Here is a 20,520-nt window from a genome sequence, read left to right as displayed (position 1 = left end):
GGGAAAAGAAGAATAGGGTTCTAATACAGGTCCAGTCAGGAGAAATGAATGAAAAAAACGAACACCGTGGCAGAAACGTCTGTTTTAAAAAATCCACAAAATATCTTTTCGCTAATATGCTTATTGGTCATTCTTGCGCTTTCACTCGTGTCCTACCAGATATCAGGGTGGCAGTATGTTATTCTGCTCTGGATTGGTTTTTTTCTTGGCTTTTCCCTTTTCCACGCCCGTTTCGGCTTCTCGGCAGTCTATCGGCAGATTATTGAAAAAGGCAATACAGAAATGCTGCGGGCTCATATGCTGATGCTCATTCTCGTATCAACTTTTTCAGCTGCTTTTTTTATTATCAGGCCGGCTTTGTTTGGAACCGTCCCGGTACCGGCGCTTTCCGCGGTGAGCGTGGGATTGATAGCGGGAGCGTTCATTTTCGGCTTTGGCATGGAAATAGGCAGTGGCCTTGCCCCCTCTTCATTTTACGAAGCAGAGGGCGGCCGAACTGCTTTAATCTGCACGCTGGCCGGCTTTATGACGGGGGCAGTGGCGGGAGCCGCCCATTTTGGCTTTTGGAACACGTCCCTTCCTTCGTTTGAGCCGGTATCGCTGGCAGTAAATACGGGGATTGGTTACATGTGGGCCTGGGTGATTCAGATTGTTTTTCTCGGGTTGGTTGCTTTTGGCTCGTATGTGCATAAAAAGCGAAAAAGGCCTCCTACGCTCCCGCCGCTGCCTTCAGCCACAAGTTGGAGCCGAATTATTTTCGGCTCCTGGCCCCTGTGGGTAGGTGCTGTTATGCTGGCAGTATTAAATGCACTTATTTTTCTCGTGCAGGGAGAGCCGTGGAAGCTGACTGCTTCTTTTTCCTTATGGGGAGCGAAGATAGCACAGGCTCTTGGAATGAACGTGAGCGAATGGACATACTGGTTTGAACAGGATCAGTTTGTTGCTCTTCATCAATCGGTGCTGATGGATTCCATGAGTATTATTAATTTCGGTGTCATTCTGGGAACTGTAGTAACTCTGGCCATGAACCGCCAAATCCGGTTTTCGGGAATCCCCCTGCGGGTTGCTTTAATTGCCCTGGTTGGGGGAGGGCTGATGGGATACGGTGCAAGTATTTCATTCGGTGCCAACATTGGGGCGTATTTTAGCGGTATCGCCTCGTTCAGCCTGCATGCGTGGATATGGCTCGTCATGGCCGTACTTGGTGTGTATACTGCCTACTACATTAGTCACCGGCTGCCGCTGTATCGTTACGAAGATGGAAAACGAGTGGAAAAATAAAAAAGTGCCGCCCAGGTTGTTTGTTGACTGGGAGGCACTTTTTTTATCATTTTTATTCACTCGGGGAGACCATTTTCGCCGGATCGACGATCAATTCAAACTCTTCTTCATTTAACATGCCGCTTTCAAGCACGGCTTCCTTCAGTGTCTGTCCGTTAGCATGGGCGGATTTAGCAATTTTCGCCGCGTTTTCGTACCCAATGTGGGGGTTCAGCGCTGTGACGAGCATCAGGGAATTACGCAGATGCGCATCAATGCGTTCCTGGTTTTCTTCAATGCCGACTGCACATTTCTCATTAAAGGAAACGAGCGCATCAGCAAGCAGGTAGCTTGACTGCAGGAAATTATAAACAATAACCGGCTTGAACACGTTGAGTTCAAAATTACCCTGGCTGGCAGCAAAACCGATCGTAGCGTCGTTGCCCATTACCTGCGCTGCAACCATAGTTAATGCTTCGCTCTGGGTCGGGTTTACTTTTCCAGGCATAATAGAGCTTCCTGGTTCATTTGCCGGGATGGAAATTTCGCCAATACCACAGCGGGGACCGCTTGCAAGCCAGCGAACATCGTTTGCAATTTTCATGGCGTCTGCTGCGAGGGCTTTTAATGCCCCGTGCGCATATGAAATTTCATCGTGGCTGGTAAGGGCGTGAAATTTGTTTGGAGCCGAGCGGAAGGATTTGCCGGTATAGACACTGATTTCTTCGGCTACATATTCACCGAATTTTGGGTGGGCATTAATGCCTGTACCTACAGCTGTTCCGCCGATCGCAAGGTCTTTCACATGGTCGATGCTTTCTGTAATCATTTCAGCTGAACGCTCAAGCATCCGGTGCCAGCCGCTGACCTCCTGGCCGAGCGTAAGCGGGGTGGCATCCTGAAGATGCGTGCGGCCAATTTTAATTACATGTTCAAATGCATTCATTTTGTTCTCAAGGGTCGCACGAAGCGCTTCCACGGCAGGCAGAAGCTGGTCCTCCACCTTTTGCACAGCAGCTACGTGCATTGCTGTTGGAAAGGTGTCATTTGAGCTTTGGGAACGGTTGACATCATCGTTTGGATGCACGCTCTGGGAAGATCCTTTTTCTTCGAGCAGCTGGGAGGCGCGGCGGGCCACTACTTCGTTCATATTCATATTCGACTGGGTACCGCTTCCGGTTTGCCAGACAACGAGCGGAAAGTGGTCGTCGAGTTTTCCGGAAAGAACTTCGTCGCACGCTTCGACGATCGCATCTGCCTTTTCCGCTTCAAGTTTATCCAGGCGTTTGTTGGCAAGAGCCGCAGAGCGTTTTAAAATAGCAAAGGCATGTACGACGTCGATTGGCATAGTTTCCTGACCAATTTTAAAGTTTTCCAGGCTGCGCTGGGTCTGTGCTCCCCAGTGTTTGTCCTTAGGTACGTGCATGTCTCCAAGTGTATCTTTTTCTACGCGATAGTCCATCGATAGGTCGACCTCCTACTAGTATCAATAAGGTAAATAGAGTAAGCACTCTTCCTCTAGATTAAAGAACATTTTTAAAAAAAGAAAGGCTTTTCAAAGGAGAAATACTAATTTCATCGTCCGGGCAGGGCAGACGGAAACGAAACAAGAAAAATGAATGTTGCATGGACAGTAGTTTTGCTATAATTTTTACGAAAAGGAGGCAGCTGGCATGTGGTACTCACTGGAAGTCCCATCCGGGGATAACGAAGCGTGGAGCCTGCGGCTCTACGAGCATGACATTTATACATTTTATGTTGATGAAGCCATACAGACAATGAAGGACGAAGACGGTTATACATACGAATTCAGCAGTGGGGGAAAAAGCAGGCTGTATGTCTATGTGGAAAACACGTCTAAAGAAGAATTAAGCCGGATGCTTGGAGTGCATGCTTTCGATTTTCACGAATGGGAGCCGCCGGAGTGGACAGAGTCTTCCTACGGAAACGTCAGACTGGCGAACGGATGGGAGCTTGTGTATCCTCCGTTTCAGGAGAAGCAGGGAGAACGGCAATTACGGCTTGATCCGCAGGGTGCATTTGGTACAGGTATCCATGAAACAACAAGGGACGCTCTCGAATGTATTGTCACCCGTATGGAAGGGAAGAGGGCTGCAGACATCGGCACGGGAAGCGGGGTACTGTCGATTGCTCTTGCAAAAAAAGGCATGCAGGTGGATGCCTATGACATGGAGCCGGTAACGCGGGAAGTAGAACAGCATGCAGTGTTAAACAGAGTAGAAAATCGAATTAAGGTGTACGAACAGAACGTCGTCGACTCAGGCTTTCCATACGAAGCATACGATATAGCCATCATCAATATTGGGGCGGATATTGCGGTGCGTTGGCTCGAACGGGCTGGTTCCATAGAGGTTCTTCCTCAGCAGATTGTAGTATCCGGACTAGTGGACTGGTCAGTGGAGCGGGTGAAAGAAGCATTTTGGAATAAAAATTATGAAGATGTCTGGTACAAACAGACGAATGAATGGCACACTATATTATTTCAAAGGAGAGGCTGAAAATGACAAAACCACATGTTTTTATTACAAGACCAATGCCCCACTGGCTGATGGAAAAGCTTGAACAGGAAGCTACAGTAGATGTATGGAATAAAAACGAATCGGTGCCGGAAGAGGAATTAATCCGGAGAACAGCGGAAGCAGATGGTCTGTTCTGTACCGTATCGGAGCCGGTGACGAGAAACGTTATTGAGCAGGCACCGCGGTTGAAAGTAATAGCGACAATGGCAGTGGGATATAATAACATTGACCTGGAAGCGGCAGACGAACAGGGGGTTAAAGTGGCCCATACTCCGGGGGTGCTGACAGAAACGACCGCGGATCTCACTTTTGCTTTATTGATGGCCGCAGCGAGGAGACTGCCGGAGGCCATGGATACTGTCCGGAAAAATGAATGGGGGTCCTGGGCGCCGTTTGCATTTACGGGACAGGATATTTACGGTGCCACCCTGGGGATTATCGGCATGGGACGTATTGGAGAAGCTGTGGCTAAACGGGCTGGCGGTTTTGATATGAACATACTTTATCATAATCGCTCGCGGAAGCGGGAAGCAGAAGAGCGGACTGGTGCTGTATACGCTGAGCTGGATGAACTTTTGGGACAGGCTGACTTTATATGCGTGCTCGCTCCAGCCACACCCGAAACAGAAAAACTGATCAACGCGGAAGCTTTTCTTAAAATGAAAAAAACAGCTGTATTTATTAACACCTCGAGAGGGACGACTGTGGATGAGGAGGCACTGGTGAATGCGCTCCAAAACGGAGAAATTTTCAGCGCCGGTCTGGATGTCTTTGAACACGAACCAATCGGTGCAGACCATCCTCTTCTCAGCCTTCCAAACGTTGTGGCGCTCCCGCATATTGGCAGTGCCAGTGAAAAAACACGCCGGCAGATGGCGGATATGACTGCAGACCATATTTTACAGGGTCTCCATGGACTGCCGTTAACGCATGAAGTGCCTGGAACATAAAAAGCATCTCGCGCGCCTGAAACGGGCGCGCGAGATGCTTTAATTGTATTATGACTTGTTCCAGGTTGCTGTACCATTCTTTTCTTCCTTCATTCTTTTGCGGAAGCGAACCGTTTCCGCGGTGATGACTCCGGAAAGCCCCAGCAGAGCGATCAGGTTTGGAGCTGCCATCAGACCGTTCATCGTGTCTGCAAGCGACCAGACAATTCCGAACTGGACTACAGCACCAAAGAATACAGCGATAACGAAAACAACGCGATAGGCAAAAACAGCCTTATACGTTTTGAAAAGATAATAAATACAACGTTCTCCGTAGTAGGACCAGCCCAAAATAGTAGAATAGGCGAAGAAAATGAGTCCTACAGAGACAATAATGCTTCCGGCCGGTCCTAAAAAGTGTTCAAATGTGGCGGCAGTCAGCGGAGCCCCGTCTAAGTCACCACTCACAAAGCTTTGGCCCATCACGAGAGAAATACCGGTAATGGAACAAATAATGATTGTATCAATAAAAACCTGGGTCATGGAGACAAGAGCCTGCCGGCCCGGATAGTCGGTACGGGCTGCGGCTGCTGCAATTGGTGCAGAACCAAGGCCTGCTTCGTTGGAGAAAACCCCGCGGGCCACCCCGTACTGAATTACAACTCCTACGGCCCCGCCGGCTGCAGCCTGACCGGTAAATGCATCGGAAACGATTGAGCCGACTGCAGCAGGAACGAGATCGATGTTACCTAAAATGACTACGAGACCGCCAACCACATAAAAGACAGCCATAATCGGTACAATAAATGAAACGACCCGGCCGATGGATTTAATGCCGCCAAGAATTACAACCCCTGTTAAAATACTGAGCACAATTCCGGTGATCCAGGTAGGCACGTTCCAGTTGGAATCCAGCACATCGGCCACGGAGTTGGATTGAACGGTGTTACCGATTCCGAATGCGGCAATCGCAGCGAATACGGCAAACAGGACGGCCAGCCATTTCCATCCGAGCCCTTTTTCTATGTAATACATAGGGCCGCCGGCCATGCGGCCCCGTTCATCCTGTACCCGGTACTTAACCGCCAGAATAGCTTCTCCGTATTTTGTGGCCATCCCAAAGAGTGCGCTGATCCACATCCAGAAGACAGCACCAGGGCCGCCAATTACTACCGCTGTAGCAACACCGGCGATGTTACCAGTTCCGACAGTAGCTGCCAGAGCGGTCATTAGCGATTGAAAATGGGAAATATCCCCCTCTGATTTTTTGTCCTGCTTGGAAAAGGCAAGCTTTAAGGCGTAAGGAAGAGTAGAAAATTGCAAAAACCCTAAACGAATCGTTAAAAAGATACCTGTTCCCAAAATAAGAATTAAAAATGGCGGCCCCCACACAATGTCGCTGATGGTGGTTAGTAATTCTTCAACGCTGTTCATAAAACCTGACATATGTAACAACTCCTTTCCATAATGTAACTGTACATAAGATGTGATAAAGACGTGAACAGTTTGTTAGAAAAGTTTACTATAAAAACAATAAATTTGGTATATGTTTTGTAAAAATTATGAAAATTTTCGAAGAAGGAGAGCATCAATTTCTTTAAAGGATTTAAAATATGATGTTTTAGGGAGAAAAGATTCGGGCATTCGTATAGGTAGACGTAATCGGATGAAGGAGGACTAGACAATGAAAAAATTAAAAGTAGATGAAGTTTTTACAGATGATAAGGAACAGCTCCATTATACGGACGGTGAATTAGAGGTTCGTGATGATAACGGAGAGGATTGGGAAGTGAAGCTGTACGGCGTCGATAATCAGCGTTTCTTCACAGATGCCTTAAAAAATAACGAAAAGAAGCATTTAACATTCGAAACCGATAAAGGAAGCATGTACGGCCTAGTATCGGTGGAAGCACTTGATAATGCAGGCGTGGCTAATGAAGACGTAGTAACGCTTGTGGGAACCGGTCCATTAAACGGTTTTTCGTAAGACAGAACGATAATTAAGAAAAATAACGGTTCAGGCTTTACAGCCTGGGCTGTTATTTTTAATTATAAGAGAAAAAGGTTTAAAAGACTGAAATATAAAGCAGGCAGCCGCTAATCTGGCTGCCTGCTTTATGTAAATATTATGAACCGCCGCATGGGAGCTTCACTGGCGGATAGCCCTGTTCGCCTCTTCGCACCACGGCATAGCCGGTGACAGTAAAGCCGTTTTTCAACAGCAGCCGGGTGCTGAGATTTCGTGAAACCTTATCAGGAGCTACGAGAAATACTTCTTTTTTCGGTACGGTCTGCAAATGTCTTTTTAAATAGGGATACGGAAGGGCAAAAGCTCCGCGTATCGGGTTGCGGTCTGATTCCTGGTATTCGCGGACGTCCAGAATATGAGCCGAGGTCTCCTGACTTTGAGGAAGGGAAGAACAAGGAACGCGTAAAACAGGCATCCAGCGTTTAAATGCCGGTATCATAACGAGAACAATAACAACTATAGTAATAATAAGCCAAAAAAGCATCAACGCACTCCTCATTCCTTTCTTAATAGCGATTCATATTCTATATTTTTTTACGAACAGTTTCAAGAACTTTGCTTACGCTTTTTACACTTACCCCATTATAGATTTCCTATAACAACTTTATGCTATTAATTCTTCCTATGAAATTCAAGCATATTGGTTTCAGGGGAACGCAATTTTTGATAAGGTTAATACAGAAAGTAGGAGGTGAAGCTTCCATGCCAGAAACAGAAGAAAAAAGAGAATTGGAAGAACGAGTTTGGGCGGAACTGGAAAATGTAATTGATCCGGAGCTCGGTATTGATATCGTAAACCTGGGCCTTGTGTATACAGTAACAGTTGATGACGACAGACAGGCGAATATCGAAATGACTCTGACCGCAATGGGCTGCCCACTTGCAGGCACAATCGTTAACGATATTAATTTCGCCATGAATGATCTGAAGGAATACGGAGAAATCAGCGAAGTGGACGTGGACATCGTTTGGAATCCACCTTGGAGTAAAGACAAAATGTCCCGTTACGCAAAAATTGCCTTAGGTATTCCGGATTGATAAAAGGGAAGCCGGCTGGATGATCCAGCCGGCTTCTTTTTGCATTACAACTATTTTCATTTATCAGAAAAAATAAAATTTTCGGTTGAAATGTACTGGAAAATGGTTTATTATGTAAACATACTCAAAGGAGGCATTATTGTTTTGACAAACAGTCAACTGAACACAACTGAAATGATCGACAAAGGGATGCAGCAGTCTCACAGCATGAGCGTAGAGGAATCGGTTCGCACGATTGAAAACATCATGCAGGTCGAAGCAGCACGTCAGCAGGACTATGAAAACAATAAGATTGAAAATTTATAAGTGATGAAAAGCGCGGCTCCCTAAAGGCCGCGCTTTTTGACGTTTATATGCTTTCCTGGCCCGTTAAAATAACCGGGCCTTCTTTTGTGATCGCGATAGTGTGTTCGTACTGGGCGGAATGGCCTCCGTCCCGGGTGGTGGCGGTCCACCCGTTGGAGGTCATTTTGCTCTGCCACCCGCCAGTGTTGACCATTGGCTCGATCGTAATAACGTGGCCCGGCTTTAAGCGTCCACCTTTGCCGGGGGCGCCGAAATGAGGAATCTGCGGGTCTTCGTGGAGGGTGGGCCCGATGCCGTGTCCGGTAAAGTCCCGGACGACCGAAAAGCCTTCATTTTCGACATATGTTTGAATCGCATGTCCGATATCGCCGATCCGGTTGCCAGCTTTGGCCTGTTCAATACCTTTATATAAAGATGCTTCTGTAACCTCCATCAGCCTTTCGAGTTCATTGCTTACTTCCCCAACGGCATAGGTCCAGGCAGAATCCGCCAGGGCTCCGTTTAAATTTACAACCATATCGATCGTAACGAGATCACCGTTTTCAAGAGGACGGGCTCTTGGGAAACCATGGCAGATTTCATCGTTTACCGAGGCGCAGGTGGCATATTTGTATCCCTGAAACCCTTTTTGTTCAGGAGTCGCGCCGCGTTCTGCCAGAAATTTTTCGACAAAATCGTCAATTTGTTTGGTAGTTACGCCTGGTGTGACCATTTTGGCGATTTCTTTATGGCATGCGGCAAGAATTTTTCCTGCTTCGTGCATAAGCTCAATCTCTCGTTCTGTCTTTAACGTTACCATCGTCTGTCTCCTTTTATTCAGTATCAATTACTATTGTAAAACATTCGTATAAGAAATGCATTGTTTGATGATTTCCTTTATAATTGCAGAATTGCACGATAGAAATGGAGGAAAATCATGAAGCAACAGAAATGGTATGTACAGATCAGGGACAAATTTTGGTTTGTTCCAGGCTGCTACGGCATTCTTAGTCTGATTATAGTAATAGGAACTTCTATTATGGACCAGCAGCTGCTGCGTCCTGTTTATAACAATGTGCCTTCTATGCTGCTCGTAGAAAATAATACTGCTACTTCCCTGTACAGTGCATTAGTAACAGCATTGCTGACGCTGACCACCATCAGCTTTTCTTCGATAATGGTCGTTCTGACAACGTACGCGACACAGTTTACGCCAAGAGCCCTTCAGGATTTTATGAAAAGTCCGACGACACAGCATACACTTGGGGTGTTTACATTCGGAGTGCTGTTCACCCTGGTAAATATGCTGCTCTTTTCGACTGAAGGTAACAACCAGATTTTGATGCCAATGCTGACGGTTCTTGTGGCGCTTGGCTGTCTGGCTTTTTTTATTATCTTTATTTATCATTCCACCCAGTGGCTGCAGGTGAATCATTTAATCAGCCATATAAGGTCTGATGCCTCCAGGGTGATCCGGGATGCATACACATATTCCGGCGTGAACAGCTTCAGCGAATGGAGCGATGATTTCCGGAATGACGAAGAAATAATTGTTCATGCCGAACGGTCGGGGTATACAAATATGGTAAAAATGCCTGAACTGATTGAATGGGCCCGGCAGCAGGAAGCCGTCGTTGAATGCTTGTTTCAGGTTGGAGATTATGTGCACCAGGGAGAGCCTTTATTTCGCTATTGGTCAAAGCACAGTTTATCCCCGAAAATATTAAGAGATTTTTTATTAGTGGGAGAAGAGAGAAGCAATGTTCAGGACATCGAATTCTCCATGCAGAAAATCGTAGAAATAGCACTGCGGGCCATTTCCCCGGCGATCAACGATCCGCATACAGCAGCCAACTGTATTAACCGTATTGGGGCGCTTCTTTCGGAACTCAGCTATGAGCACAAAAACGATCAATACTTTGCTGACAATCAGGATGAGCTGCGGTTATTTATGCCTGTAAAGCCCTTTAGAGAATATTTATATAAAAGCTTTTACCAGCTCAGGCTTTACGGCCGTGAAGATATTTCGGTAATGGGGGCCTGCATGGAAGCACTGACGATGCTCGTGAAAACAGGAGATTCGTCTGTGTTAAAGGAAGTAGACTCATTTTCCCGTTACATGGAGCAGGCGGTCGCTCAGGAACAGCTTGCGGACTGGGACAGGGAATACTGGGAGGAGCGTGTGCAGGAAAAGAACACAGCTCTGCATCAGGCACTTACAAAAAGTAAGCAGATAACTTGAAACAGCCAGTAACGTGTGTGTATGATAAATAAATGAAGTTCAATACGAAAGGGTGAAAGCTTAAATGAAAGTAGCAGCTATCGTAGGAAGTATTCGCCAGGAATCATTTAACGGGAAATTAGTGGAGTACATGCAGGATCGTTACAGCGACATCATGGATATTGATATTTTAGATATCCGCGATCTTCCGCACTATGATCAGGATGAGGAAAGCAATGCTCCGGACTATGTGCAGGAGTACAAGCGTTCTGTACGTGAAGCGGACGCCGTACTTATTGCCACTCCGGAATATAACGGTTCGATTTCCGGCGTTCTTAAAAATGCTCTGGACTGGAATTCCCGGGTCGATTATGACTTTGCTGGCAAACCGACCATGCTTGTAGGAGCTTCTCTTGGCGGTCTGGGCACAGTGAAGGCGCAGATGCATCTTCGCCAGATTCTGAGCGCTCCCGGCATGAGTGCAAAAGTACTGCCTGGAAATGAAGTACTGATCGGAGCCGTCCATGAAAAAATGGATGAAAACGGAAATTTAACAGATCAGGGCACGATTGATTTTCTTGATAATGTCGTAGCCGAATTTGAACGTTTTTATCAGGAAACGCGGGCTGTGGCGAACCGCGCATAATATGCAGAAAAACCCTGCTGGTCTAGGCCTGCAGGGTTTTTGCATGCAGCTTTTTGCTCAAAGGGAGAAGGCTGATTATAAAAATCACCTTTGACTTCCTGACATAATGTGATAAAGTGTAGACAACTTAATAGGGAATCCACTAGGGGTGCCGAAAGCGGCTGAGATAAGGACTAACCTTAATCCCTTTGAACCTGATCTGGTTAAGGCCAGCGTAGGAAAGTGGAGACGGCAGAATACGTCTATTTCAAAAGCACAAGCTTTGCCCTAGAGGACGTTTATTCGAAGCCACTCCACCAATGGAGTGGCTTTTTTTGCCCCATTGGCCCTGACTGCCCCTGGTGGTTCCCTCCTAATTTAAAGGAGGAAGTTACAATGAAATTTTCAGAGCTTTTATGGCAGGACACGGAGCACATTTTTGAGGCCTGCTGGGAAAATCCGTTTGTGCAGGGTATCGGGAAAGGGGAGCTGCCAAAAGCATCTCTTATCCATTACGTGAAGCAGGATTTTGAATACTTAAACGCCATGATCAAGGCAAAAGCAATTGGGGTAACAAAGTGTACGTCAAGAGAAGACATGATCATGTTTAAAGATACCATTGATTTTGTGTTAAACAGCGAAACGCACCCGCATCATAATTTGTGTGAGCAGGCGGGAGTGGGTTATGAGGAATTGCAGGGGTATGCACTTGCCCCGGCTTCTCAGCATTACGTGCTTCACATGCTGCACCATGCCGAAGAAGGAACACTTGGTGATGTTATTGCGGTCACGCTCGCCTGCCCGTGGGTGTATTTGTATGTGGGTGAAAGGCTGATGAAGGAAGTGGAGCCGGATGAAACCCATCCGTTCAATGACTGGATTCGTTTTTACGGGGACCGTGAGGAACGGGAAATGTACAAATATATTGACCGGCTCGATGAACTGGCAGAAACAGCCACAGAAGAAGAAAAACAGCGCTGGCGGACCTTGTTTATGGAAGGATGCCAGCTCGAGTATATGTTTTTTGAGGACGCTTATTATGCAAAAGACTGGCCCTTTGCCAGAACGTTAACGGGCGGGGAAAAAGTCTAATGATAAACAAACGCTTAAACCTGCGGGATATCGTCGTCATCTCGTTTATTTCAGCTGTTCTCGGTGTCCTTTATCTTCTTTGGGTGCTGCTGGGGCAAATGGTTACCGGCCTGTTCGGTCCAGTTGGAGGAGGCCTGATGGCAGGCTTCTGGATCCTTGCGCCGGTGATTTGCGCCTATATCGTTCAAAAACCGGGAGCGGCGCTGCTTGCAGAGCTTATCGCGGCCGGTACTGAAGTTATGGCGGGGTCTGTCAGTGCAGGAGCAGTGCTCGTGCTCGGCTTCACCCAGGGGCTCGCTGCAGAAATTGTTTTCGCTTTGTTTTTCTATCGGGTTTTCCGTCTGCCGGTATTAATGCTTGCCGGGTCGGCCGGAACGTTTGCTGCGTTTTTAACCCAGTATGTCCTTTACGGATTCAGCCAGTACGCAGGTTCTGTAGTTGTATTTATGCTGGTAACAATGCTTATAAGCGGGGCTCTTTTAGCCGGATGGGCAGGGAAAAGCTTTACGGATGCCCTGGTAAAGACTGGAGTGCTTGACCGCTTTGCGCTTGGCCGTCAATACCGTCTCGAACAGCAGAGGAATGCTGTATGATTTACGCAGACAATGTTACCATTGCGTACCCTTTTGCTAAGCCTTCGATAGAAAGTTTTTCAGCGGAAATACGTACTGGGGAAAACGTGCTGCTGCTCGGTCCGAGCGGTTCAGGCAAAAGTACGCTTGCTCTCGCTATCCAGGGAATTCTTCCGCGTTCTGTGGAGGCGGAGGTTTCGGGCGGTCTGAGCGTGTTTGGGGAAAATCCAGCGGTGAAAAGCATTACGGAGGCTGCCAGACAGGCGGCACTTTTATTCCAGGACCCGGATACCCAGTTCTGTATGCCGACCGTGCGGGAAGAACTAGTATTTACGCTTGAGAATCTACGGGTGCCTGCAGGTGAGATCGAGGTCCGCATGCACGAAGCCTTACAATTTACAGATATGCTTCACTGCCTTGATGCCCGTATCGACACGTTGTCCGGCGGGATGAAGCAGAAAATAGCTGTTTCCTGTTTGGCTGCTGTGAATCCGCAGATATGGATTCTGGATGAACCACTCTCGCAACTCGATCCGGTAAGCCGGCAAGCAGTCGCTTCGCTTCTTGGCAGCATTGCAGCAGATCCTAATAAAACACTGGTTTTGATTGAGCATCAGTTAAATGAAGTAATGGAGTGGGTAGACCGGGCGATCGTATTGAACCACCATGGTCAAGTGTCTGCGGACGGAAGCCCGGCACGTATATTCAACTCTCATGCAGCCGTACTCGAAGCAGAAGGAGTATGGCTGCCGGCTCCTGCAGAAGCCGGAAAGAATTTGCTGAAAAAGTCAGAGAAGCCCAAAGCTGTTCTTCCCATCACTTTAAGGGAATGGGAAAGGTTTGCAGCGGATTATTCGACTGGGGCAGTTCTTGCATCTCTGCCGCAGCCGAAAAAGGTAAGTGATCCATCACTTGAGCCGCCTGTCCTGGAGGTGAAGCAGGCGGCCTTTGCTTATGGCACGCAAACGGTTTTCGAAAACGTATCTTTTTCCCTGCACCCCGGGGAAATGACTGCTTTAGTCGGTGCAAATGGAGCGGGCAAGAGCACACTCGCACGTGTCCTCACTGGATGGGAAGCTCTTAAAAGCGGCTCTATATATGTTAACGGAGAGGATATTGCCAGTCTGAAGCCGTACGAAATTGCTAAAACCTTCGGCATTGTTTTTCAGCAGCCCGAGCATCAGTTTTTAGCACAGACCGTGGAAAAAGAAATACGCTACGGAATGGAAATGGAGGGGTGGCGCGAAAAAGTTATTATTCAGCATACAAATGAACTGTTGATTCAATTTCAGCTTGAACATATTCGAAGGAATCATCCATTTCAGCTCAGCCAGGGAGAAAAAAGGCGTCTTTCGGTAGCAGTCATGGTAGCGAACAACCAGTCCATATTAATTTTGGATGAGCCGGCTTTTGGTCTTGATAAGCGAAATACCGATGCTTTATTTGAAGTGCTTGAGCAGTGCCGGCGCCGCGGAAAAGCGATTCTCTGGCTGACGCATGATATGGATCTGGTCTATACAAAAGCTGGCCGCGTTTTGGCACTAGCGGAACGAACACTTGCCTATGATGACGGCGTGGAAGCATTTTTCAGTGGTAGAATGGATTTAGCTAAAATCGGCGTCCTTCCGCCGATAGTACAGCTTATGAGCTTAAAGAAAAAGGAAGCAGCAAGCCATGCTTGAAAAACTCCAGACCCGGAACGCTTTTTTGCAGCACGTACATCCAACGCTGAAGCTGCTCAGTCTTTTCACCGTGTTTTTCTGCATGATTTTCGTTTATGATATTTGGCGCCCGCTTGCCGTTCTGCTGCTAACGGTTGCTGCCGTCGCCTTTTTGGGAAAAGTGCCGTTAAAGCTGCTGCTCGTACTTATGCTTCCATTTGGGCTCTTTGGGTTCAGCTTTATATGGCTTCAGGTTGTTTTTCCTGACGAAAGAGGTTCCACAGTTCTTTTCTATGTATTCCAAATGCCGGTTGCTCTTGAAAATATTCAAACAGGAATCTCGCTCGGCCTGCGGGCAATGGTGTTTGCCTCCTGGTCGCTTCTTTTTGTTCTCACCACCTCTCCGGTGAACTTAGTGATAAGCCTGATACAAAAATGGCATATGCCTCCAAATATTGGTTATGGCATGATGGCCGCCTACCGTTTTCTTCCCCAGTTGCGGGAAGAACTGACGGTTATCCGGAGAGCCCGGCAAATCAGAGGGATGGGAAAAAAACCTAAAATGCGGGAGTGGAAAGAGATGGCCGTGCCATTGATGGCAGGGGCTGTACGAAAGGCAGAAAGAACAGCGCTGGCAATGGAATCGAAAGGGTTTGACGGCTCCAGAGAAAGAACAGAATACGTACAGATGAATTACAAAAAAACGGACATATGGTTCAGTGCCGGATTTATATTGTTTATGACTTTCGTTTTTCTCTTGCCAATGTCGTGACAGATCAGCGGTATTAATTAAAAGTAACCCCGTGGGCCGTGAGCCCCCGGGGTTATTCGTGTTGACCATTATTTCACTAAAAACTTTTCTTCGATACTGTCGACATAGCTTTTAATATCCTCAGCAATGTTATCCATTTCATCCACATCAACCTTCATGGTGGGGATCTCTCCCTTATGTCCATTTTTGCGGAATTGCTCGATCATTTCATCTACAGCTCCGGCGAAGTTCTCATACGCGTGATCCCCGGAACCGAAGATAGAAATCGAAAGACCGGAAATATCATAGGCGAAAAGATCTTCAAGAAAGTCTTCTGTTTCTTCGGGGATATCACCTTCACCCCACGTGTACGTGCCCATAATGAGCAGATCGTGTGGGAGAGGGTCTTCGTTTGGCAGGCCATCGGCGATCATATCCATCAGTTCTACTTCGTGCCCGCGATTGATGAGTTCTTCTTCCGTATCAATAGCCATATCTTCAGTGTTTCCAGTCATTGTGGAATAGAACAAAAGTATTCGCATATGTCCATTCCTTTCTTTTATAGGCTCGTGCATAAAATACATATTTAATATACTTATTATATATCCGGCTGCCCGATTGTGCAATCATCCTGGTGAATAGAAGTGCACACAAAATGTGTTAAAATATATATTGGTAATATATATTAAAGTTTTAGTGAAGGAGGAGAAAAATGAGACAAATAGGTATTATCGGTGGCCTCGGTCCGGAATCAACAGTGGAATATTATCAATCCATCATTAAAAAGTATCAGGAAAAGAAGAATAGTCTTCAGGTGCTTCCGGAATTGTACATTAATAGCATTAATATGTACAACATTTTTACGTATATTTCGGAAGAACGAATGGATGATCTTATTGAATATTTGGGCAACGCTGCGAGAAAGCTTGAACTGCTCGATGTTGATGGCATCATTATTGCAGCCAACACTCCGCACCTTGTATTCGATGAAGTGCAGAAGCAGGTCGAGGTGCCGATGCTCAGTATTGTTGACGCAGCGGTGGAAGCAGCAGAAAATATGGGAGCTGAAAACATTGGGCTGCTGGGGACAAAGTTTACAATGGAGCAGGACTTTTTTAAGAAGCCGTTCGAAGCGAATGGAAAGAATATTTATGTACCGGCTGAAAGCACACAGCAGTATCTACACGAAAAAATTGTCAGTGAGCTTGAGAATGGTATCGTAAATCCTGAGACGAAAAAGGAATTTGAGCGGATCACTGCAAAAATGATCGAACAACATGGACTTGATACCGTGATTCTTGGCTGCACCGAACTGCCGATGATTCTTTCTGAAAAAGATTTTTCGATTCCGTTTTTAGATACAATGCAGGTGCACGTAAACAAGGTCGTAGACTTCATGTTTGAAGAAAAATAAAGTAGAAGGAGGACAACGATGGCCATTCAATTGAAAAGAATTTATGAAGAGGCAGATGAAAAAGATGGGTATCGGATTTTAGTCGACGGCGTGTGGCCGAGGGGAATAGCAAAGGACAAAGCTAAAGTGGATGAATGGAACAGGGACGTTGCTCCTTCAAAAGAACTGCGGCAATGGTTTTCCCACGATCCGGAGAAATTTGACGAATTCAAAGAGAAGTATAAGCAGGAGCTTCAACAGAATAACGAACAGGCTGAAGCTCTCGATCAGTTAAAAAAGACTGTGCATGAGCAGAATAAGCAGGTGACGCTCGTGTTTGCCGCGAAGGAAGAAACGTATAATCATGCCCGTGTCTTAAAAGAAATTCTTGACCGTCAGCCGAAGGAATCTTAAAGAAGAAGAGGTGACAACGATGGAGGAGTATCTGGGCCAATGCAGTGAGTGCGGCAAAGAAATTTACTGCCGGAACGGTTTTATGGAAGGGGTTCATGATAACGGCCAGCTGTACTGCTTTGAATGTGCAAAATAAATATACAGTACTCCGTTTCCAGGTAGAAACGGAGTTATTTATATATATTAACTGAATGTGAACGTTTAATGAAGTATTTCTAAAAGTATAGATTTAAATATGTATTTATAATACACTTTTTATAGAAATTAAAAACGTTTTCATTGGAGGAATTTGATGCTTGCACCCCAAACGATTGAAACTGTAAAAGCAACAGCCCCGGCTATTCAAGCGAACGCCGCTGCTATTGGCAACCGTTTTTATGAAATGTTGTTTGAAAAAGCACCCGAACTGCGGAACATGTTTAACCAGACGAACCAGGAAACAGGCGTACAGCCGGAAGCTCTTGCTTATTCTGTCTACCAGGCCGGAGCGAATATCGACCGCCTGGAAGAGCTTCGGCCTACTATTGAACGCATAGCAGAAAAGCACCGGGCTCTGGATGTCAGGCCGGAGCATTACGGATTGGTAGGGGAAACACTATTGGAAGCGGTGGAGGAAGTGCTCGGAGATGCAGCCACCCCGGAAATTTTGGATGCCTGGGGAGAAGCGTATCACGCGCTTGCTGATATTTTTATTCAAAAAGAAGCAGTCAAGTACAAAGAAGTGGAAGCCGCCCGCGGCGGGTGGACAGGCTACCGTCCATTTTACGTAGCGGAAAAAGTACCGGAAAGCGATGTCATCACGTCGTTTTACTTAAAGCCGCAGGACGGGGAGGCAATTATACCGCAGCAGCCGGGCCAGTATTTAACGCTGCAGGCAGATATTGAGGGTGAGCCCTATACACATATGCGCCACTACAGCCTGTCGGATGCTCCGAATGAAAATTATTACCGGATCAGCGTAAAGAGGGAGGATCCCGAGAACGGAAGTCCGGCCGGCATTGTGTCGAATTATCTGCACCGGGACGTAAACGCGGGAGATGTACTGCTGTTCGCAGCACCGGCAGGAGAGTTTGTGATAGAAACAGAGGAAATGCCAATTGTATTAATCAGCGGCGGCGTTGGTGTTACCCCGATGATGAGTATGCTGAATACATTCGTGCAGGAAGAGTCTAAACGAAAAGTGACGTTTATTCATGCCGCTGACAGCAGTAAGGTTCATGCCATGAAAGCACATGTGGAGCAACTCGCAGATACGTATTCAAACATCGAGGCCTATACCTGTTATTCCGAACCGACAGAGGAGGACCGTTCGAACGAAATGTTTGATAAAGAAGGGTATATTGATGCTCCGTGGCTGGAAACCGTCCTTCCGGACGAGCAAGCAGATTTTTATTTCTGCGGACCGACGCCTTTTATGCAAGTAGTTAACAGAATTTTAAAGGATAAAGGAGTGCCAGCAGAACGTCGCCATTATGAAGTTTTCGGGCCGGAAAGTACGATTGAATAATTAAAACTAAGAGATAAAACTGATTCAGCAGCTACGGCATATCTATTTAGATTCTGCCGCAGCTGTTTTTAAATTCAATAGAAGAAAGGAGGAAAAATATGAAAATACAGAGTCTTACACAATTAGCTCCTTTCAGCGAAGACCGAATGGCAAATGAAGTTGTTTTTAAAAAGAACAATTGCAAAGCTGTGGTATTTAATTTTTCTCCTGGTCAAAGCCTTCCTCTCCATGAGCATCCCTTCGCTCAAACATTTGCATTAGTTGTGAGCGGGGAAGGGCTTTGTTATACAGAGGATGAGAATTTTCCTGTTAGGGAGGGTGACCTTATTCAATGTGGGCCTACAGAAAAAATAGGCTTTGAAAATACCAGTGACTCCAATTTGAGCGTATATGTCACACTAGTATATATTGAAGAAAATTAGCACCTAGCTAAATATAATGATCTCTGCAATAAATATCAGCAACCTTCCTGCCTATGATAGGTAGCAGATTAGTAAGTAAACCGTTAGATACCGAAAAAATGCTACTGACGTTCACTGATGCTCACTGGCATGCACTGGCACAGCTTATAGAGCCGGACGCCTTCTGGGGAGCTTTGTTTATTCCAGGACGAATCTGGTACGGTTAGGAAGCAGATGAAAGGAAGGATGCTGATTTATGCAGACTTTAAACAATGAAGCTAAAACTAACCAAACAAAAAAGTACAGCCTGATCGACACTGATATTCACGAACGGGTAATGTATAAAGACTTATTTCCCTACTTAGAGCAGCCGTGGAGAAGGTACATTGAAGACTGCCACTGGCAGCAGGAAAAACATATGCCATTTACTCAACCCGCCGTGGCTGGAGTGGACCGGGCCGACGCAAAAACGCCGGACGGAAAACCAGCGGGCACAAGTCTTCCGTTTATGCAGGAGCAGCTGCTTGATGCCAACAATCACGAATTCGGTATTTTAACTGGAGCGCTTGATCCATCCCCATCCTCCATGCACGGGTGGTACGAAATGGCCACAGCCCTTGCCAGTGCCTATAATGACTGGCAGATCAATGACTGGCTTGATAAAGACAGTCGCCTGTATGGCTCCGTTCACATTGCAGCCCAGGAAGTAGCGAATGCGGTGAAAGAAATTGAACGCGTCGGGTCTCACCCAAAAATGATTCAGGTGCTGTTGCCCATTGATGATATCGCGTGGGGCGACCCATACTATCACCCGATATTTGAGGCCGCCGAACGTCATAACCTGATGATCGGCATGCACCATAACGAACCGCCGGCTCCGCTTGGAAAATGGCCGAGATACTTTATTGAATGGCACTCCCTTATCGCAACTTCCCATATGGCACAGATTACGAGCATGATTTTCAACGGGGTATTTGAGAAATATCCAAACCTGAAGCTGATGATGATTGAGGGTGGCTTTACGTACGTGCCATTTTTAATGAAGAAACTTGATCAGCAGTTTAAGGATCTTCGCCACGAAGTGCCGTGGGTAACGACCATGCCGAGTGATACGATCAAAAACCGGATGGCGTTTACGACCCAGCCGCTTGAAGAAATGAGCAAAAAAGAATGGAATCTCTTAGTAGAGCAGATGGGGACCGATGAAATCATCTGTTTTAGTACGGATTATCCGCACTGGGATTACGATTCACCGGATGAAGCCGTGCCAAAAGGGCTTGAAGAAGATGTGCTTAAGCGGATCTACGGCGAAAACGCCAGAAAATTCTATCCGAAACTGCCGGCCCGGGGTGATGTTTGATGGCAGCCGTTATTTGCAGGGAAGAGGAATTGGAAAAGCAGGAGATGATTCCAGGAAACGTGGATAATATACCGGTTTTTGTCTGCAGGACATCCGAGGGGGAAGTCAGGGCATTTATCGACCGGTGCCCCCATCAGGGAGCCTGCATGTCGAAGGGCAAAATTGACGGTACGCCAATGAGCACGGCTCCCGGGGAATATTCTTTTGAACATGAAGGAGATATCGTCCGGTGCCCGTGGCACGGAAGAGAATATAACCTGCGGGAAAGCGGCAAGCCGCTTGCGCCGGTAAAAGGTAAACTAAAAGAGTTTTCTGCTTATGTAGAAGACAGCTATGTATATGTAGAACTAAAGAGAGGCTCGTAAGCCTCTCTCAGATTGTAGACAAAGGCCTCCGAAATTCATTTTCGGAGGCCTTTGTTTGTGCCATTGAGGGAAAAAGA

The 20,520-nt window shown here is 46.6% G+C and carries 23 protein-coding genes and 1 riboswitch; of the genes, 18 read left to right on the top strand and 5 right to left on the bottom strand.

Annotated features, from left to right (window positions below; genetic code table 11):
• Positions 1-48 precede the first annotated feature (48 nt).
• Complete coding sequence (locus Q9M42_RS15230; RefSeq protein ID WP_322527287.1) at positions 49-1,281, top strand: YeeE/YedE family protein; 1,233 nt, start codon at positions 49-51, stop codon at positions 1,279-1,281.
• Positions 1,282-1,333: 52 nt separating this feature from the next.
• On the opposite strand, the gene fumC is transcribed toward Q9M42_RS15230, so the two are convergent.
• On the bottom strand, positions 1,334-2,722 hold the full coding sequence (gene fumC / locus Q9M42_RS15225) for a class II fumarate hydratase (protein ID WP_322527286.1): 1,389 nt from the start codon (positions 2,720-2,722) through the stop codon (positions 1,334-1,336).
• A 211-nt stretch (positions 2,723-2,933) separates the two neighbouring features.
• On the opposite strand from fumC, the gene Q9M42_RS15220 reads away from it, so the two are divergent.
• Together Q9M42_RS15220 and Q9M42_RS15215 are read left to right on the top strand one after the other, a co-directional pair.
• Positions 2,934-3,779 (top strand): 50S ribosomal protein L11 methyltransferase, encoded by an 846-nt coding sequence (locus tag Q9M42_RS15220; protein ID WP_322527285.1) that lies wholly within the window; start codon positions 2,934-2,936, stop codon positions 3,777-3,779.
• A 2-nt stretch (positions 3,780-3,781) separates the two neighbouring features.
• Positions 3,782-4,750, top strand: a complete 969-nt coding sequence (locus tag Q9M42_RS15215; RefSeq protein ID WP_322527284.1) for a 2-hydroxyacid dehydrogenase — start codon at positions 3,782-3,784, stop codon at positions 4,748-4,750.
• 48 nt (positions 4,751-4,798) lie between these two features.
• Here Q9M42_RS15215 and Q9M42_RS15210 read toward each other — a convergent pair whose 3' ends face one another.
• A complete protein-coding gene (locus Q9M42_RS15210) occupies positions 4,799-6,163 on the bottom strand; it encodes an alanine/glycine:cation symporter family protein (protein ID WP_440972333.1) in 1,365 nt (454 codons plus the stop codon).
• 250 nt (positions 6,164-6,413) lie between these two features.
• On the opposite strand from Q9M42_RS15210, the gene Q9M42_RS15205 reads away from it, so the two are divergent.
• Positions 6,414-6,716: a hypothetical protein gene (locus Q9M42_RS15205; RefSeq protein ID WP_322527282.1), complete on the top strand. Its 303-nt coding sequence runs from the start codon at positions 6,414-6,416 to the stop codon at positions 6,714-6,716.
• 139 nt (positions 6,717-6,855) lie between these two features.
• On the opposite strand, the gene Q9M42_RS15200 is transcribed toward Q9M42_RS15205, so the two are convergent.
• On the bottom strand, positions 6,856-7,242 hold the full coding sequence (locus tag Q9M42_RS15200) for a sulfurtransferase (protein WP_322527281.1): 387 nt from the start codon (positions 7,240-7,242) through the stop codon (positions 6,856-6,858).
• 218 nt (positions 7,243-7,460) lie between these two features.
• Here Q9M42_RS15200 and Q9M42_RS15195 point away from each other — a divergent pair, with 218 nt between their 5' ends.
• The gene (locus tag Q9M42_RS15195; protein ID WP_022794038.1) at positions 7,461-7,796 is read left to right on the top strand and encodes a metal-sulfur cluster assembly factor; all 336 of its coding nucleotides are present in this window, start codon (positions 7,461-7,463) and stop codon (positions 7,794-7,796) included.
• A gap of 144 nt (positions 7,797-7,940) precedes the next feature.
• Complete coding sequence (locus Q9M42_RS15190; RefSeq protein WP_322527280.1) at positions 7,941-8,102, top strand: hypothetical protein; 162 nt, start codon at positions 7,941-7,943, stop codon at positions 8,100-8,102.
• Between the two features lie 43 nt (positions 8,103-8,145).
• Here the strand turns inward: Q9M42_RS15190 and map are convergent, their stop codons facing one another.
• On the bottom strand, positions 8,146-8,901 hold the full coding sequence (map, locus tag Q9M42_RS15185; RefSeq protein ID WP_322527279.1) for a type I methionyl aminopeptidase: 756 nt from the start codon (positions 8,899-8,901) through the stop codon (positions 8,146-8,148).
• Positions 8,902-9,018: 117 nt separating this feature from the next.
• On the opposite strand from map, the gene Q9M42_RS15180 reads away from it, so the two are divergent.
• The 6 genes from Q9M42_RS15180 to Q9M42_RS15155 all read left to right on the top strand — a co-directional run bounded on the left by Q9M42_RS15180 (position 9,019) and on the right by Q9M42_RS15155 (position 15,024).
• A complete protein-coding gene (locus Q9M42_RS15180) occupies positions 9,019-10,323 on the top strand; it encodes a DUF2254 domain-containing protein (protein WP_322527278.1) in 1,305 nt (434 codons plus the stop codon).
• A gap of 64 nt (positions 10,324-10,387) precedes the next feature.
• Positions 10,388-10,948: an NADPH-dependent FMN reductase gene (locus Q9M42_RS15175; protein ID WP_322527277.1), complete on the top strand. Its 561-nt coding sequence runs from the start codon at positions 10,388-10,390 to the stop codon at positions 10,946-10,948.
• Between the two features lie 134 nt (positions 10,949-11,082).
• Positions 11,083-11,186, top strand: a riboswitch (TPP riboswitch).
• A 137-nt stretch (positions 11,187-11,323) separates the two neighbouring features.
• Entirely contained in the window at positions 11,324-12,019 is a 696-nt protein-coding gene (gene tenA / locus Q9M42_RS15170; RefSeq protein ID WP_322527276.1) for a thiaminase II, read from the top strand.
• A complete protein-coding gene (locus tag Q9M42_RS15165; RefSeq protein ID WP_322527275.1) occupies positions 12,019-12,612 on the top strand; it encodes an ECF transporter S component in 594 nt (197 codons plus the stop codon). The genes tenA and Q9M42_RS15165 overlap by 1 nt, the downstream gene beginning before the upstream one ends.
• Positions 12,609-14,273 (top strand): ABC transporter ATP-binding protein, encoded by a 1,665-nt coding sequence (locus tag Q9M42_RS15160; protein WP_322527274.1) that lies wholly within the window; start codon positions 12,609-12,611, stop codon positions 14,271-14,273. The genes Q9M42_RS15165 and Q9M42_RS15160 overlap by 4 nt, the downstream gene beginning before the upstream one ends.
• Complete coding sequence (locus Q9M42_RS15155; protein ID WP_322527273.1) at positions 14,266-15,024, top strand: energy-coupling factor transporter transmembrane component T family protein; 759 nt, start codon at positions 14,266-14,268, stop codon at positions 15,022-15,024. Before Q9M42_RS15160 ends, Q9M42_RS15155 begins: the two co-directional genes overlap by 8 nt.
• A gap of 68 nt (positions 15,025-15,092) precedes the next feature.
• On the opposite strand, the gene Q9M42_RS15150 is transcribed toward Q9M42_RS15155, so the two are convergent.
• Positions 15,093-15,545, bottom strand: coding sequence for a flavodoxin domain-containing protein (locus tag Q9M42_RS15150; RefSeq protein WP_322527272.1), 453 nt, complete (start codon positions 15,543-15,545; stop codon positions 15,093-15,095).
• A gap of 170 nt (positions 15,546-15,715) precedes the next feature.
• Between Q9M42_RS15150 and Q9M42_RS15145 the strand changes: the two genes are divergently transcribed.
• The 6 genes from Q9M42_RS15145 to Q9M42_RS15120 all read left to right on the top strand — a co-directional run bounded on the left by Q9M42_RS15145 (position 15,716) and on the right by Q9M42_RS15120 (position 20,443).
• A complete protein-coding gene (locus tag Q9M42_RS15145; RefSeq protein WP_322527271.1) occupies positions 15,716-16,417 on the top strand; it encodes an aspartate/glutamate racemase family protein in 702 nt (233 codons plus the stop codon).
• Positions 16,418-16,435: 18 nt separating this feature from the next.
• Complete coding sequence (locus tag Q9M42_RS15140; RefSeq protein WP_322527270.1) at positions 16,436-16,810, top strand: DUF488 domain-containing protein; 375 nt, start codon at positions 16,436-16,438, stop codon at positions 16,808-16,810.
• Between the two features lie 292 nt (positions 16,811-17,102).
• Positions 17,103-18,317 (top strand): NO-inducible flavohemoprotein, encoded by a 1,215-nt coding sequence (hmpA, locus tag Q9M42_RS15135; protein WP_322527269.1) that lies wholly within the window; start codon positions 17,103-17,105, stop codon positions 18,315-18,317.
• A 98-nt stretch (positions 18,318-18,415) separates the two neighbouring features.
• Positions 18,416-18,739 (top strand): cupin domain-containing protein, encoded by a 324-nt coding sequence (locus Q9M42_RS15130; protein WP_322527268.1) that lies wholly within the window; start codon positions 18,416-18,418, stop codon positions 18,737-18,739.
• A 235-nt stretch (positions 18,740-18,974) separates the two neighbouring features.
• Complete coding sequence (locus Q9M42_RS15125) at positions 18,975-20,078, top strand: amidohydrolase family protein (protein WP_322527267.1); 1,104 nt, start codon at positions 18,975-18,977, stop codon at positions 20,076-20,078.
• Positions 20,078-20,443, top strand: a complete 366-nt coding sequence (locus Q9M42_RS15120; RefSeq protein ID WP_322527266.1) for a Rieske (2Fe-2S) protein — start codon at positions 20,078-20,080, stop codon at positions 20,441-20,443. The genes Q9M42_RS15125 and Q9M42_RS15120 overlap by 1 nt, the downstream gene beginning before the upstream one ends.
• Positions 20,444-20,520 lie beyond the last annotated feature (77 nt).

It is taken from the genome of Marinococcus luteus (genome assembly GCF_034497705.1).
GTDB classification, from domain to species: Bacteria; Bacillota; Bacilli; order Bacillales; family Marinococcaceae; genus Marinococcus; species Marinococcus luteus_A.
The sequence above is the reverse complement of the archived record's forward strand: the minus strand, read 5'-3'. Positions and strand labels throughout refer to the sequence as shown.

Bases quoted from the DNA above. Each gene is read 5' to 3' on its own strand.
- Q9M42_RS15205 (WP_322527282.1), top strand. From the start codon at position 6,414: ATGAAAAAATTAAAAGTAGATGAAGTTTTTACAGATGATAAGGAACAG.
- Q9M42_RS15150 (WP_322527272.1), bottom strand. From the start codon at position 15,545: ATGCGAATACTTTTGTTCTATTCCACAATGACTGGAAACACTGAAGAT.
- Q9M42_RS15220 (WP_322527285.1), top strand. From the start codon at position 2,934: ATGTGGTACTCACTGGAAGTCCCATCCGGGGATAACGAAGCGTGGAGC.
- Q9M42_RS15145 (WP_322527271.1), top strand. From the start codon at position 15,716: ATGAGACAAATAGGTATTATCGGTGGCCTCGGTCCGGAATCAACAGTG.
- Q9M42_RS15175 (WP_322527277.1), top strand. From the start codon at position 10,388: ATGAAAGTAGCAGCTATCGTAGGAAGTATTCGCCAGGAATCATTTAAC.
- Q9M42_RS15200 (WP_322527281.1), bottom strand. From the start codon at position 7,242: ATGCTTTTTTGGCTTATTATTACTATAGTTGTTATTGTTCTCGTTATG.
- Q9M42_RS15120 (WP_322527266.1), top strand. From the start codon at position 20,078: ATGGCAGCCGTTATTTGCAGGGAAGAGGAATTGGAAAAGCAGGAGATG.
- Q9M42_RS15230 (WP_322527287.1), top strand. From the start codon at position 49: ATGAAAAAAACGAACACCGTGGCAGAAACGTCTGTTTTAAAAAATCCA.
- Q9M42_RS15180 (WP_322527278.1), top strand. From the start codon at position 9,019: ATGAAGCAACAGAAATGGTATGTACAGATCAGGGACAAATTTTGGTTT.
- Q9M42_RS15130 (WP_322527268.1), top strand. From the start codon at position 18,416: ATGAAAATACAGAGTCTTACACAATTAGCTCCTTTCAGCGAAGACCGA.
- Q9M42_RS15125 (WP_322527267.1), top strand. From the start codon at position 18,975: ATGCAGACTTTAAACAATGAAGCTAAAACTAACCAAACAAAAAAGTAC.
- Q9M42_RS15155 (WP_322527273.1), top strand. From the start codon at position 14,266: ATGCTTGAAAAACTCCAGACCCGGAACGCTTTTTTGCAGCACGTACAT.
- Q9M42_RS15160 (WP_322527274.1), top strand. From the start codon at position 12,609: ATGATTTACGCAGACAATGTTACCATTGCGTACCCTTTTGCTAAGCCT.
- map (WP_322527279.1), bottom strand. From the start codon at position 8,901: ATGGTAACGTTAAAGACAGAACGAGAGATTGAGCTTATGCACGAAGCA.
- fumC (WP_322527286.1), bottom strand. From the start codon at position 2,722: ATGGACTATCGCGTAGAAAAAGATACACTTGGAGACATGCACGTACCT.
- Q9M42_RS15215 (WP_322527284.1), top strand. From the start codon at position 3,782: ATGACAAAACCACATGTTTTTATTACAAGACCAATGCCCCACTGGCTG.
- Q9M42_RS15195 (WP_022794038.1), top strand. From the start codon at position 7,461: ATGCCAGAAACAGAAGAAAAAAGAGAATTGGAAGAACGAGTTTGGGCG.
- hmpA (WP_322527269.1), top strand. From the start codon at position 17,103: ATGCTTGCACCCCAAACGATTGAAACTGTAAAAGCAACAGCCCCGGCT.
- Q9M42_RS15210 (WP_440972333.1), bottom strand. From the start codon at position 6,163: ATGAACAGCGTTGAAGAATTACTAACCACCATCAGCGACATTGTGTGG.
- Q9M42_RS15165 (WP_322527275.1), top strand. From the start codon at position 12,019: ATGATAAACAAACGCTTAAACCTGCGGGATATCGTCGTCATCTCGTTT.
- tenA (WP_322527276.1), top strand. From the start codon at position 11,324: ATGAAATTTTCAGAGCTTTTATGGCAGGACACGGAGCACATTTTTGAG.
- Q9M42_RS15140 (WP_322527270.1), top strand. From the start codon at position 16,436: ATGGCCATTCAATTGAAAAGAATTTATGAAGAGGCAGATGAAAAAGAT.